Source organism: Psychrobacter sp. G (genome assembly GCF_000418305.1).
GTDB lineage: Bacteria > Pseudomonadota > Gammaproteobacteria > Pseudomonadales > Moraxellaceae > Psychrobacter > Psychrobacter cryohalolentis.
This window is the reverse complement of the sequence record NC_021661.1, coordinates 1,022,844-1,036,777: the sequence shown is the minus strand read 5'-3', so window position 1 is coordinate 1,036,777 and position 13,934 is coordinate 1,022,844. Positions and strand designations below refer to the sequence as shown.

Sequence of the window (13,934 nt, the reverse complement as noted above, 5' to 3'; positions counted from 1 at the left end):
ACTGCCTATTTATTATTATCATTCTTTTATCTCCATAAATTTTATATTTATATAATTAGAGCTTAGATTATTTATAACATAATCTAAGTATGGCAAGAGTAAAAATAGTGATGGCGCACAAAGTAAAAACCCCTTACTTGCCTGTATAAAAAATGGGCAAATAAGGGGTCTAGTTTCGGATCAAGGGCTAAAATGAACGATTAGCTCATTCTAAGCTTATCAAATGTCAGCTTATCATTCACACCGATATCGACTTTGATGATATCACCAGCGACAAAGTCACCCGCCAGCAGCTTCAATGACAATGGGTTTTCAATCTCTTGCTGAATAGCACGCTTGAGTGGACGCGCGCCATAAACAGGATCATAACCAACCGCAACCAGCTTATTCATCGCTTCTGCTGATAACTCGATGTCTAACTCACGCTCATATAAACGCTGACGCAAGCGGTTTAACTGAATCGCAGCAATACCTGCCATCTGCGACATACCTAGTGGATGGAATACCACGATCTCATCGATACGGTTGACAAACTCTGGACGGAAATGCTGCCCAACTGAATCCATCACTTCAGCTTTGATATCCTCGTAGCTCTCGCCGACCATTTCTTGGATTTTATGCGAGCCCAAGTTACTGGTCATAATGATGACGGTGTTTTTGAAGTCGACCACGCGACCTTGCGAATCGGTCAAACGACCATCATCCAACACTTGTAGCAAGATATTAAACACATCAGGATGCGCTTTTTCAACTTCATCAAACAAAATCACACTATAAGGCTTACGACGTACCGCTTCAGTCAAGGCACCACCTTCTTCGTAACCGACGTATCCTGGAGGCGCACCAACCAAGCGGCTGACACTGTGCTTCTCCATATACTCACTCATGTCGATACGAACAATTGCATCTTCAGAGTCGAACAAGAAATTCGCCAATGACTTTGTCAGCTCAGTCTTACCGACACCCGTAGGTCCTAAGAATAAGAATGAACCTGAAGGACGATTCGGATCTGACAAGCCAGCACGACTACGACGTACTGCATTGGCTACTGCTTCGACCGCTTCATCTTGACCGATGACGCGCTCATGGAGTTTTTCTTCCATTGCCAGCATTTTATCACGCTCGCCTTGCATCATTTTACTGACTGGAATACCCGTCGCAGCCGCGACGACTTCAGCGATTTCATTATCCGTGACTTTGTTACGCAGCAGTTTTACACCACTATTTTCACCAGTCTGCTCTTTTTGCTCTGCCAAATCCGACTCATGGATACGGCGCTCTAACTGCGGAATCGTCTCGTATTGTAGCTTACTCATGGTCTCATAATCGCCTTCACGACTGGCTTTATCATAAGCAATACGCGCTTTGTCCAGCTCGTCTTTTAGCTGCTGACTGCCTTTGACCAAAGCTTTTTCTGCTTGCCAAATCTCATTAAGATCAGCGTATTCTTTCTCTAACTCTTCGATTTGTGCATCAAGCACTTTACGCTCTGCTTGCGCGCCAGCATCTTCTTCATTTTTGAGTACTTCGCGCTGCATTTTTAGCTGAATCAGACGGCTATCGAGTTTGCCAAGCGATTCAGGTTTGCTGTCCATCTCCATACGTAAGCGACTGGCGGCTTCATCAATCAAGTCAATCGCCTTATCCGGTAACTTGCGATCAGTGATATAACGATGACTCATACGAGCAGCAGCGATGATGGCACTGTCTTGGATATCGACTCCATGATGAAGCTCATAGCGCTCTTTGAGACCACGCAAAATCGCAATGGTGTCTTCGACCGTTGGCTCATCAACCAATACTTTTTGGAAACGACGCTCAAGTGCTGCATCTTTTTCAATATACTTACGATATTCATCTAAAGTCGTCGCACCGACGCAGTGCAGCTCACCGCGAGCAAGCGCTGGTTTGAGCATATTACCAGCGTCCATCGCGCCATCTGCTTTACCGGCACCTACTAAAGTATGTAGCTCATCGATAAATAAGATGACGTTGCCTTCTTGCTTCGATAAGTCACTAAGTACCGCTTTAAGTCGCTCTTCGAACTCACCACGGAATTTTGCCCCCGCAATTAACGCACCCAAGTCCAACGACAGCACTTCTTTGCGACGTAAACCTTCTGGTACATCACCATTGATAATTTTTTGAGCCAAACCTTCTACAATGGCCGTTTTACCAACACCTGGCTCACCAATGAGCACAGGGTTATTTTTGGTACGGCGCGACAACACCTGAATGGTACGGCGAATCTCTTCGTCACGACCAATCACAGGATCAAGCTTACCTAGCTCTGCTTGCTCCGTTAAGTTAATCGTATATTTATTGAGGGCATCACGCTGATCTTCAGCATTTTGATTATTCACGGTATCATCACCGCGTAATTGCTCAATCACGGCTTTCAATTTATTGGCTGTAACGCCCGCACTTTCAAATATCTTTTTGGTATCGCCTTGTTCAGCCAGTGCCAACATTACCCATTCGGTGGCGATAAAATCATCACCTTCTTTTTGTGCTTGGCGGTCTGCCAAGTTCAAAATTTTGACTGAATTTGGGTTTAGATTAACGTCTCCTGTTGGTTCACTAATCGTTGCTTGGTTGTCGAGCGCCTTTGCCACGCCATTTTTTAGCGCAGGGATAGACGCGCCCGCTTGTTGGCAGATAGACAAATTAGACTCATCTTGTAACAAGACTGCTAGCAAATGCACAGGGTCTATTCCCGTATGGTCACGCCCTAACGCCAAACTTTGTGCTTCTTGAATGGCAGATTGCAGTTTTTGGGTAAATTTCTCAAATCTCATAGTAGTATCCTTTTATCATTTATATATATTATTAGGCAGTAAACTTATGCTGTTCACTTGCCTTCGTCTGCTTTTATATATGCGGTATATAGAAAGGAATTTCAACCTACTCAGCACTAAAACCTTATTAATAGTAATGATATTGATTGCTTGAAATCAAGTCACTAAATCGTGATTACACTCAATATATAATTCATTCAATTTTAGAAAAAAATGCATCTACGGATACCGCTTATTTAAGATTTTCATTCCACGATTTCAATAGCGGTACCGACCTTGACCATCGCCATGATTTCATCCATCTCTTCATCGGTGACGGCGATACAGCCCTCGGTCCAATCGCGTAATTGATTGACCGACGCTAGATGTCCAGAACCGTTCTTTTGACCATGAATCATAATATCACCGCCCGGATTGACGCCCATCTTCTTAGCATGTGCCTTATCAACCGCATTAGGATAACTTGCGTGAATAGAGCGATAAAATTTGGATTTTTCATTCTTATAATCGAGTGTATAAGAACCTGACGGGGTACGCTTATCACCCTGCTGCTGCTTGTGACCAATAGGATTGCCACCAAGCGCTATATGATAAGACTTGATAACAGTGTCACCACTTAATAATTGTAGAACACGCGCTGATTTATCAACGAAAACTTTGTCGATAATGGCAGTATCAGGAATAGAGGGGGTAGATTTTGAATTATTTTCCATGTTTGGCGCGGCATTGGTACTCATGAGAGTCACGAGGCTAAGACTTATTGCGCTTACTAACCAAACAAGATACTGACTAAAATCTGCACGAAAAAATGGCATGGTATTGCTTCTTATTATTAATAAATAAAATTATTATCTATAAGATATAGTCAGTCCTTAATAAAAGAAATACAAATATTATCAATCACTACTGGGGTTAATTTTTCTTGCTTGCTGTGCCTACGCAGACAGAGGCTGCGAATAATGAACCCCAGTAGTTCCGTACTCTTTTAAAAGTGGATCAACTATAATAAAAAACCATGCCAAGCGTTGTGCGAGTTGTACGAATGAGACTTAAAACCGCGATATTAAATTCTTAGAATTCTATTACACCATACGAATCGCGCCATCCAAACGAATCACTTCGCCATTGAGATAGGCATTATCAATGATGTGCATGACCAATTTGGCAAACTCATTAGGATTACCCAAGCGTTTAGGATACGGTACCGCAGCCTCTAGTTGCTCGCGCGCCTTTTCAGGCAGACTTTGCATCATAGGCGTTGCAAATACCCCAGGCGCGATAGTCATAACACGGATACCATGACGAGTCAGCTCACGTGCGAGCGGCAACATCATACCAACGACGCCAGCTTTAGATGAAGCATAACTCCCTTGTCCGACTTGCCCATCAAAGGCAGCGATAGAAGCCGTATTAATAATGACGCCGTTGTCAGCGTTCTTCTCTACGGAGCTGTCTGCGTTATTGGCATTAGCTACACGCTTCGCAATACTGGCTGCCACCAAACGTGCCACGTTAAAAGAACCGACAAGATTAATATTGACGCCGCGACTAAAAGCATCGAGATCTGCCGGATTGTTTTCACGATCTAAGAGCTTCTGTACGACAGCGATACCAGCGCAATTAATCGACCCCTGCAGACCACCAAAGTCGCTTTCAGCCATATCAACAGCCGCTTGTACCTCATCGCCACTGGTCACATCACAGCGTACAAAACGAGCATGGTCACCCAATTCATCAACCAGTGCTTGCCCCGTCGACTCATTAAGATCAGCGATGACAACCTTGCCGCCTTGAGCCACGATAGCACGCACTACCGACTCACCCAGACCTGACGCACCGCCCGTGACCAAAAAGCTGTGTTGTTCAATTTGCATAATTTTTCCTTTAATTAATATTTTTACTGTTATTTTTATCAGTCATCGATTTTTATCTTAACCTAACGATATAAATGCATTGCTTTATCAAGCCGCAGATAAACTGCGCAGCAAAAAGCGCTGAATTTTACCACTTGGGGTTTTTGGCAACTCTTTCACAAACTCAACCTCACGTGGATAAGCGTGCGTTGATAGACGTCTGCGGACCAAGTCTTGAATCTCTTTAGCAATCTCGTCCGTCCCCTCGATACCGTCCTTTAGCACCACATAAGACTTAATCGTATGACCGCGCACTTCATCTGGCACGCCAACGGCGGCGGATTCTGCGACTGCCTCATGCTCAAGCACGGTGTTTTCCACATCCGTAGGCCCTACGCGGTAGCCTGCGGTAATGATAATGTCATCATCACGCCCAGAGAACCAATAACTACCATCGCTGTGGCGCTCGACCACGTCGCCTGTTAAGTAATAGTCATCAGCGAAGGCGTCTTTTTCATTCCAGCTATAGCCGTGGAAATAAAATGCGGGCGATTGACTGACCACTACGGCAAGCTGTCCTTGCTCGCCGTCAGGTAATATATTCATATCATCATCTAATACGACGAGTGTATGCCCCGGTAGCGCCATGCCCATCGAGCCTACTGGACAGTCATGTGCCAATGCATGGTGCTCACAACAAGTCATTCCTGTCTCGGTCTGTCCGTACTGATCACAAACCTTGCAGCTTAAGTAGGTCTCAACCCAGTTGACCACTTCGGTATTTAAGGTTTCGCCTGCTGAATTGGCACAGCGCAGTGATAGTTTAGCCTCATTATCATTACTATTGTCATTGTGAGCAGCTTCAAACACGCCACTCGATTTCATCATACGAAATGCAGTTGGCGAGGACGCCAAATTGCTAATTTTATGGCGTACCATAAAGTCGCGGGTATTAGCAGCGTCAAAGCCCGCTTCATTAAAATAGGTGGTGACACCCATCAATAGAGGTCCAGTAATCGCGTAATATAACCCATACGCCCAGCCTGGATCTGCCATATTCCAGTAGTTATCATCCGCTCGCAAGTCAATCGCATAACGCATGTACAGATAAAAAGCCGAAAGTGCGCTTAGTGGCACACTAACGCCTTTTGACTTACCCACCGTACCCGAGGTAAACATCTGTAAAAATGGTGCATCGGTATTTAGTAACACTGGTTCTATAGTTTGTGGCTGCTTTGATATCTTGTCAGCATAGTTATCATCACCCCAGCTTTGCGCATCTACTTTGCTACCAACCAACACCATTTTGGTTTGCTTCGCCAAGTCGTCAAACTTGCCACGATTGTCTTGATTGGTAAAAACAACTTTAGTATTAGCTTTGTCCATTCGATACTTAATCGAATCATAACCAAAGGCGGTAAACAGCGGTTGATAGACTGCGCCAATCCGCCAAGTGGCTAATACAATGGTGAGTAACTCAGGGGTACGCGGTAGCATAGTTGCCACTTGGTCACCCGCTTGCACGCCATAAGAAAGTAGTAAACTGGCAACCTGTGCACTTGCTTTATCAAGCTCAGCAAAGCTCATACGCGTGACATTGCCAGCCGTATCTTCATGAACTAGCGCAATATTATCACCGCGACCGTCACGTACATGACGTCCACAGCACGCCATATAGGCGTTTAAACGATCATCTACATTTTCACCAAATATCTCTGTCAGTAATGCGTTCATATCAAAATTATTATAATAGTCACTATAACTCGTTAGCGCCTGTGAGGTATTTACAGCATGATTTGAAGGGGTGTTTAAAGAGGTAGTACTTGAAGGAGAGGTATTCATAAGCTAATCCTTTAGCAATCGAGAATCACTGACAAAATCAGAGAGTTAGAAATAATAGAATAAATCGTAAAACAGCTATATTTGATCAACCATTTAAACATCTTAAATGGCACATGCTCTATTAGTAACGTATTTTTATACTTATTTCAATACATAACGTATCATTTTTATTATTCCCTAAAAACAGTTACTTAGTAATGGTTTACTGTCGCGCGCTCAAAAACCCAAGTAACGCCTTCTCTTCACAGCTTTGATGCCGTTTGGTACGTCCATGGCGCGCTTGTTTATAAGGCTCAAAAAACTCCCCTGCTAAAAACTGCTGGATAATAATAGGATTGATATAAGAGGATCGACAGACCGTTGGGGTATTGCCGAGCTCATCGGCGACGCTTTTTACCATATCAGTCACCAGTTGCTGACGCTCTTTACTATCGAGCGCACTGGCTAAAATCAATTTACCAGATTTGGTTTGCAGCTCATCATAAAGGTAGCTTGCTGCCAATACACTTGCCATCCAAGTACGAAAGTCTTTTGCACTGTATAAATTGCCGCTATAACTTTCACACTTGTTACCACAGGTATGCGTACGCAGATAATCATTGATATCAGCGCTATCAACGACTTGCTTATTGCCCTCTTCATCTAAGTATTTGAATACTTGATAACCGGGCAGCTCAGAGCACGCTTGGATGATGTCAATCAAACGCTCATCTTGCAATTCTATATGATGCTCTTTGGCACTTTTACCGACAAAGTCAAATGCCAGTCCAGTATCCGTTTCGCTGACATGCTTACTACGTAACGTGCTTAAACCATAACTTTTATTGAGCTTGGCGTAACGACTATTACCGATACGAATCAAAGTGGTCTCAAGTAATTTGACCACTGCTGCCAACACATTGTCACGTGATAAGGGTTTGGCTTCTAAATCTTTTTCAACTTGCGCACGCAGATTGGGCAATGCTTCAGCAAAACCTATCATGGCATTAAACTTGGCTTGGTCACGTACCCGATCCCACTCTGAATGATATAAATACTGCTTACGCGCTTTATCATCTCGACCTGTCGATTGTAGATGTCCTTTATCATCTTGGCATATCCAAACTTCTGACCACATCGGCGGTATGACTAAAGCATCAAAGCGCTGACGCAAGGCTTTATCTTTGACCGTTTTGCCAGTGGCATCTCGATAAGTAAAGCCACGCCCAGAACGCCGACGCCCATATCCAGGATCGGTATCGCTGACATAACGTAAGTTTGCGAGGCTCGCCAAGTGCTCATAATCATGGCGCACATCTTGTATATTGGTTGGTTGATTTGACTTCGCCATAAAAAATACTCATTTGCTAATATCGTTGTTTTAGCATAATCAACCGCCATTATCATTGCTGTGTACTTGACATGGACAATGTGTAATGCTGTGTAAAATAAAACCGATAAATGGCTTGTAGATTTTGGGCGCTAAGGCATAATTTAAGACAAACTAACTAAAGACACCACCAATATGACAAACGCCACTCCTATAAACCCAACTAATGGCTCTTTAAAAATAATGCCATTATCTAAAAGTGATTACGATGCTTGGTTAAGCCTATGGCAAAGCTATCTGACGTTTTATGAGAGCAGCTTGCCATTAGAAACGACGAATGCAACGTGGCACAGTTTGCTCGATAGTAATGTGCCGATTTATGGTTTTGGTGCTTGGCAAGACGACAAGTTGGTAGGTATCACGCATGTGGTGCTACACCCCAATACTTGGAATAGCACTGAATGCTGCTACTTAGAGGATTTATACGTGGATCAATCTGTGCGCGGGCACGGCGTAGGACGTGCATTGATTGAACAGGTTTATGAGTTTGCCCACCAGCAAAACTGCAACCGCGTTTATTGGACAACCCAAGAGGGAAACACCACAGCGCGCAAACTCTATGACACAATCGCCACTCAAACAGATATGGTGCAATACCGTAAGAACTTATAGATTGTATTAGCTTGTTTTATTTTTTGAAATTAGTCGAGGAATAAAGTACTCATAAAAAAACGCCAAGCATTAACTTGGCGTTTTTTTGACGACTGTACTCATATGGGAAATGGCTATTTACCGTAAGTACATAAATAAGCAGACTCAACTTCCACTTTTACTTGAAACTTTTGGTTGGCATCAATAGTAAATTGCTCGCCAGCATTAAAAGTCTGCCACTCATCACTCTCTGGCAGCTTGACCGTCAAGGCACCGCTAACGACTGACATGGTTTCAAATTCACTGGTGCCAAATTCGTATTCACCAATTTCCATTACACCGACAGTAGCAGGCTTAGTTGCGGTTTGAAAGGCGATAGAAGTCACTTTGTTTTCAAAATAATTATTAACGCTTGGCATAATTTTCCTTAATTAAGTGTTGGTTAATATTTTAAATCTGTCTTTATATTCTATTTTTACAGTCCAGCTTTATAGACCCGCTTTTAGGCTCGCTTCGATAAATTGATCGAGATCGCCATCGAGTACCGCACCGGTGTTAAAGGTTTCGACGCCAGTACGCAAGTCTTTGATACGAGAGTCATCAAGCACGTAAGAGCGGATTTGACTGCCCCAACCGACGTCGGACTTGCCATCTTCAACCGCTTGCTGGGATTCCATACGCTTTTGCATCTCTAGCTCATAGAGCTTAGCACGTAGCATTTTCATCGCCGTCGCTTTATTACCATGCTGGCTACGCTCGTTCTGACAAGTGACCACTACGCCACTTGGCTCGTGGGTGATACGTACCGCAGAATCGGTGGTGTTTACGTGCTGACCACCTGCGCCAGAAGAGCGATAGGTATCGATACGCAAATCTGCTGGATTGATATCAATTTCGATATTATCATCAATTTCAGGCGACACAAAAACGGCGGCAAATGAGGTATGACGACCGTTATTGCTATCAAATGGTGACTTACGCACTAAGCGATGGACGCCGATTTCGGTACGTAACCAACCAAAGGCATAGTCCCCTTTAATCTCAATCGTGGCCGACTTGATACCAGCGACACTACCTGATGATACTTCAATCACTTCAACTTTAAAGCCATGCGCTTCCGCCCAGCGCGTATACATACGCAGTAGCATTTCTGCCCAATCTTGCGCCTCTGTACCTCCACTACCTGACTGGATGTCCAAGTAGCAATTATTTGGATCCATCTCACCGCTAAACATCCGGCGAAACTCTAAATCGGCAACGCGCTTTTCAGCGTTATCTAATTCAGCTTGCACATCCGCCAGCAAGGATTCATCCTCTGCTTCTACCGCCAGCTCCAGCATGGCAGATGCATCTTCCAATGTGGTTTCAAGCGACACCACCACATCAATCACACCATCAAGCTGACTTTTTTCTTTATTAATCTTGGTCGCACGTTCTGGATCATTCCATAGCTCGGGGTTTTCTAACTCTAAATTGACTTCTTCTAAGCGTTCTTGCTTACCATCGAAGTCAAAGATACCTCCGCAAGTCCTGCCCACGCTCAGATAAGTCTTTAATTCGTTCTTGATACGGATTGATTTCCATAAAGGTTCCTATATATTTTAAAAGATACGATAGCGCTATTTTAAATGAGATTCAGGTGAAATGTTTGGCTAATTTTAGCCGCTATTTTCATCTTTTAAATTGACCAATCCTCAACCGCCCAGCGGTGTGCCAACGCATGGGCATGTAGCGCATCATCAGGCGACACACAAATAGCCACATCTGCCCACTCTAGTAAAGGAATATCATTTTTGGAGTCTGAATACGCATAAGTCTTGTCAAAATTAATACCTGTCAGTTGCTGTTTGCCAATCCATTTATCCAAATGATAAATTTTACCTTCTTTAAAGTTTGGCTTATCGGTCAATTTACCCGTATAGCGCTCATCTTTTATTTCAAGAGGCGTTGAGAGCACATTGCCGTCTTCAATCCCAAAACGCTTAGCAATCGCCGAAACGACAAAGTCATTGGTCGCCGAAATAATCACCACATCGTGACCTGCTTCAACATGCTGACACAGGACTTCCATTGCTTTTGGGCGGATGTGCGGCTCAATCTCACTTTTTATATAGTCTTCGCGCAACTCATGCAACCTATCCATTGGTAAGCTGCTTAAAAACTGTGCCACAAATTCATTATATTCCGTCGCATCAAGCGTACCTTCGATATAATCATTATAAAATTTCTGGTTGGCAGTGCGATACTCGGCTTCGTCGACAAGATTATGCTTGACGATATATTCGCCCCATAAGTAGTCGCTATCGACATCGAGCAAAGTATGGTCTAAATCAAATAGTGCTAAGGTGCGTGAGACAGTCTGGCTGACAATGCTTGGCGTGCTCATAATACAATACTCATTAATGACAATTGATAATAATTAATAGTAATCGGTCGTTAGTAACTGTTGATTAGTGATTGTTCATTAGCAATTTATTCTGGTTGCTCAATCTCTCTAAGACCCGTTTTAAACTTCTGACAACGATCGCTATAATGTAACGCTGACAGTTTCATCATGACTGCCTGTTCATCAGTCAAGGTTTTGACCACTGTTGCAGGCGCGCCCACAACGAGAGAATTATCTGGTATCTCTTTGCCTTCGGTGACCAAGGCTTTGGCACCGATAATACAGTTTTTGCCGATTTTGGCATTATTCAAAATGACAGCACCAATCCCAATCAAGCTATTATCCCCGACTTCGCAGCCATGCAGCATCGCTAAATGACCAATGGTGACATGATTACCGATTTTTACCTCGATACCAGCATCAGTATGAATAACACTGTTTTCTTGCACGTTAGTATAGTCACCGATCTGGATGCGTTCATTGTCGCCACGAATCACCGCGCCAAACCAGACGCTTGACTGATGACCCAAATACACGTCGCCTATCACGCGTGCTGAGTCTGCAACCCAACCATTGAAGGGTACAGCGAATGTAGGCACTTTGTCTAAATATTGATAAATCATATTCTATCCTTGATAGGTTTTATTCAGTTGTTATTATTAATAAATGTAGTTGAGACAGATATCGGCTATAAAACTGACCTGTAAATATGTGAGCGCTGAATTTAGGAGCAAGCATTTATAGTATAATGCGGTTTTCCTTCATCTGCCCTATAAACCCTCTTTAGGATTGCCGCAATGATCAGCAAAAACGCTTCCGCTATCATTTTATTACCCAGTAGTTTTTTATTATCGAGCAGCTTGCTTGTCGCTATGCCAGCTCACGCCAGTAGTAGCGATAATATCGACAAGGCGGGTGACATTCTATCTTTCGCTATACCAGCCGTTGCTTACGGTAGCACTTATTATATGGATGATAAAGAGGGACGAGAGCAATTTTATTATTCATTTGCAACCAATGTTGCAGCCACTTATGCCCTAAAATCTGTGATTAGTAAAGAGCGCCCAGATGGCAGCGATGATGATTCTTATCCATCTGGTCATACCTCAAGAGCCTTTCAGGGAGCCAGCTTTATTCATAAACGCTATGGACTAAAATATAGTGTTCCTGCCTATATTGGCGCAGGTTTTGTGGCTTATAGCCGCATTGAAGCCGATGAGCATGACGCTGTCGATGTATTGGCAGGCGCTGCCTTAGGTATGGCGAGCAGTATGTATCTGACGAAAAGCTATCAAGATGATCAGCTGCATATCGCCACCAACTTATCGCCAGATTATTATGGCTTATCAGTACATTATAACTTTTGATCAATAAATCCTAGTCTTCATACCTATTTATATCACCTCCTAGTCACTACCTATAGCCAAATCTACTATGGCTGCTCATGATTGAAAGGTTAAATAAGAAACATCTTAAATTTATTAGTCAAGCATCAGCTTAAGATGCTAGCCCTTAGTGCAAAACTCTAGTATAATGCGCAAAATCTGTGCCAAAGCGAGCGGACATGATGTAAGTTACTTATTCACCACCTAGTGAATCCTGTACCTTTTCATCTATGATGTCTTCTCGCTTTTTTGTGGAAAAATTTTGGCGCTGTCTCTTTTATTATGGTTATTTAGCCGCAGTTAAATAGCAATAATCAAAAAAGCAGCGCTTTATTTTAACCAAAAAACAGCACAGCACTCACTAATAACAGCGGAGGCAACCCTTGAATTCATCGGCAGAAATACAAGCAATTTTGGCACTAGCAGACGGTACGATTTTTCGCGGTTTGAGTATCGGTAGTCTTGGTCATCGTGTCGGTGAGGTGGTATTTAATACAGCCATGACAGGGTACCAAGAAATCCTAACTGACCCAAGTTACGCGCGCCAACTGGTCACGCTTACCTATCCGCACATCGGCAATACCGGTACCAACGCTGAAGATGTCGAGTCTGGTAATGGTCATCAAGTATGGGCTGAAGGTCTTATCATCCGCGATGCGACCATGGTGACCTCAAACTTCCGCAACTCTCAATCACTGACTGATTATTTACAGAGCCATAATACTGTCGCCATTGCTGATATTGATACCCGTCAACTGACCCGCCTGCTACGTGATAAAGGCGCGCAAAACGGCTGTATCATGACCGCTTCTAACGGTGCAACGATTAGCAGCGAAGATGAACAGCAAGCCATCAAACTGGCGCAAGAATTTGCTGGTATCGAAGGTATGGACTTGGCAAAAGAATGCTGTACACCGACGACGTTTGAATGGACAGCCGGTAGCTGGGATTTATCAGACACCCTACTCAACCGTGATGTATCTGGTAGCCATGATAGCGGTACGGGCGGCTTCTTTAAGCATTTGGGCACGCACGTCGAAGCAAAATACAACGTTGTCGCCTATGACTTTGGTAGCAAAACCAATATCCTACGTATGCTCGTTGACCGTGGTTGTCATGTCACTGTCGTGCCAGCACAAACGCCTATCGCAGATGTCCTCGCGATGAATCCAGATGGTATCTTCTTATCAAATGGTCCTGGTGACCCTGCTGCCTGTGATTATGCTATCGATGCGGTACGTCATATTATTGAAGAAACGAAGATTCCAACCTTTGGTATCTGCTTAGGTCATCAACTGATTGGTCTTGCGAGCGGTGCAAAAACCATTAAAATGAAAACCGGTCATCATGGTGCCAACCACCCGGTACAAGACTTGGCAACTGGCACGGTTATGATTACCAGTCAAAATCATGGTTTTGCGGTTGATGAAGACACGCTGCCTGCCAATGTTAAATCGACCCATCGCTCATTATTTGACGGTACCAACCAAGGGATTGAGCTGACCAATAAGCCAGTCTTTAGTTTCCAAGGTCACCCAGAAGCCAGCCCTGGCCCGCATGATGCTGCGCCACTGTTCGATAAATTTGCCGATATGATGGCAGCAGCGAAAGCTTAATCCCTAGCCATAAATAATAAGTATAAAGCTTGAAGCACAGATGGTGATTCAAGCTACACCATGCCAAACACGATAAGCGTTATTGAACATATCG

Annotated in this window: 12 protein-coding genes; 3 read left to right on the top strand and 9 right to left on the bottom strand. The window is 43.7% G+C overall.

The window, feature by feature from the left end:
- Positions 1-200: 200 nt before the first annotated feature.
- The 5 genes from clpB to PSYCG_RS04425 form a co-directional block, all read right to left on the bottom strand.
- Positions 201-2,798 (bottom strand): ATP-dependent chaperone ClpB, encoded by a 2,598-nt coding sequence (clpB, locus tag PSYCG_RS04445; RefSeq protein WP_020443124.1) that lies wholly within the window; start codon positions 2,796-2,798, stop codon positions 201-203.
- Between the two features lie 245 nt (positions 2,799-3,043).
- On the bottom strand, positions 3,044-3,613 hold the full coding sequence (locus tag PSYCG_RS04440) for a L,D-transpeptidase family protein (protein ID WP_020443123.1): 570 nt from the start codon (positions 3,611-3,613) through the stop codon (positions 3,044-3,046).
- Positions 3,614-3,880: 267 nt separating this feature from the next.
- A complete protein-coding gene (locus PSYCG_RS04435; RefSeq protein ID WP_020443122.1) occupies positions 3,881-4,672 on the bottom strand; it encodes an SDR family NAD(P)-dependent oxidoreductase in 792 nt (263 codons plus the stop codon).
- Between the two features lie 87 nt (positions 4,673-4,759).
- Complete coding sequence (locus PSYCG_RS04430) at positions 4,760-6,493, bottom strand: AMP-binding protein (RefSeq protein WP_020443121.1); 1,734 nt, start codon at positions 6,491-6,493, stop codon at positions 4,760-4,762.
- Between the two features lie 202 nt (positions 6,494-6,695).
- A complete protein-coding gene (locus tag PSYCG_RS04425; protein ID WP_020443120.1) occupies positions 6,696-7,823 on the bottom strand; it encodes a DNA topoisomerase IB in 1,128 nt (375 codons plus the stop codon).
- Between the two features lie 174 nt (positions 7,824-7,997).
- On the opposite strand from PSYCG_RS04425, the gene PSYCG_RS04420 reads away from it, so the two are divergent.
- Positions 7,998-8,474 (top strand): GNAT family N-acetyltransferase, encoded by a 477-nt coding sequence (locus tag PSYCG_RS04420; RefSeq protein WP_020443119.1) that lies wholly within the window; start codon positions 7,998-8,000, stop codon positions 8,472-8,474.
- A 113-nt stretch (positions 8,475-8,587) separates the two neighbouring features.
- Here PSYCG_RS04420 and PSYCG_RS04415 read toward each other — a convergent pair whose 3' ends face one another.
- From PSYCG_RS04415 to PSYCG_RS04400, 4 genes are all read right to left on the bottom strand, one after another.
- Positions 8,588-8,872: a pyrimidine/purine nucleoside phosphorylase gene (locus PSYCG_RS04415; protein ID WP_020443118.1), complete on the bottom strand. Its 285-nt coding sequence runs from the start codon at positions 8,870-8,872 to the stop codon at positions 8,588-8,590.
- Between the two features lie 69 nt (positions 8,873-8,941).
- A protein-coding gene (prfB, locus tag PSYCG_RS04410; protein WP_144061752.1) for a peptide chain release factor 2 occupies positions 8,942-10,037 on the bottom strand; the annotation gives its coding sequence in 2 pieces (ribosomal slippage) (positions 8,942-9,964 and positions 9,966-10,037; 1,095 coding nt in all).
- 94 nt (positions 10,038-10,131) lie between these two features.
- On the bottom strand, positions 10,132-10,839 hold the full coding sequence (locus PSYCG_RS04405; RefSeq protein ID WP_020443116.1) for an HAD family hydrolase: 708 nt from the start codon (positions 10,837-10,839) through the stop codon (positions 10,132-10,134).
- 86 nt (positions 10,840-10,925) lie between these two features.
- Complete coding sequence (locus PSYCG_RS04400) at positions 10,926-11,462, bottom strand: gamma carbonic anhydrase family protein (protein ID WP_020443115.1); 537 nt, start codon at positions 11,460-11,462, stop codon at positions 10,926-10,928.
- A gap of 174 nt (positions 11,463-11,636) precedes the next feature.
- Between PSYCG_RS04400 and PSYCG_RS04395 the strand changes: the two genes are divergently transcribed.
- Both PSYCG_RS04395 and carA read left to right on the top strand, forming a co-directional pair.
- Positions 11,637-12,206, top strand: coding sequence for a phosphatase PAP2 family protein (locus PSYCG_RS04395; protein ID WP_011513177.1), 570 nt, complete (start codon positions 11,637-11,639; stop codon positions 12,204-12,206).
- Positions 12,207-12,607: 401 nt separating this feature from the next.
- On the top strand, positions 12,608-13,840 hold the full coding sequence (carA, locus tag PSYCG_RS04390; RefSeq protein WP_020443114.1) for a glutamine-hydrolyzing carbamoyl-phosphate synthase small subunit: 1,233 nt from the start codon (positions 12,608-12,610) through the stop codon (positions 13,838-13,840).
- Positions 13,841-13,934 lie beyond the last annotated feature (94 nt).

Bases quoted from the DNA above. Each gene is read 5' to 3' on its own strand.
- clpB (WP_020443124.1), bottom strand. From the start codon at position 2,798: ATGAGATTTGAGAAATTTACCCAAAAACTGCAATCTGCCATTCAAGAA.
- PSYCG_RS04440 (WP_020443123.1), bottom strand. From the start codon at position 3,613: ATGCCATTTTTTCGTGCAGATTTTAGTCAGTATCTTGTTTGGTTAGTA.
- PSYCG_RS04435 (WP_020443122.1), bottom strand. From the start codon at position 4,672: ATGCAAATTGAACAACACAGCTTTTTGGTCACGGGCGGTGCGTCAGGT.
- PSYCG_RS04430 (WP_020443121.1), bottom strand. From the start codon at position 6,493: ATGAATACCTCTCCTTCAAGTACTACCTCTTTAAACACCCCTTCAAAT.
- PSYCG_RS04425 (WP_020443120.1), bottom strand. From the start codon at position 7,823: ATGGCGAAGTCAAATCAACCAACCAATATACAAGATGTGCGCCATGAT.
- PSYCG_RS04420 (WP_020443119.1), top strand. From the start codon at position 7,998: ATGACAAACGCCACTCCTATAAACCCAACTAATGGCTCTTTAAAAATA.
- PSYCG_RS04415 (WP_020443118.1), bottom strand. From the start codon at position 8,872: ATGCCAAGCGTTAATAATTATTTTGAAAACAAAGTGACTTCTATCGCC.
- PSYCG_RS04405 (WP_020443116.1), bottom strand. From the start codon at position 10,839: ATGAGCACGCCAAGCATTGTCAGCCAGACTGTCTCACGCACCTTAGCA.
- PSYCG_RS04400 (WP_020443115.1), bottom strand. From the start codon at position 11,462: ATGATTTATCAATATTTAGACAAAGTGCCTACATTCGCTGTACCCTTC.
- PSYCG_RS04395 (WP_011513177.1), top strand. From the start codon at position 11,637: ATGATCAGCAAAAACGCTTCCGCTATCATTTTATTACCCAGTAGTTTT.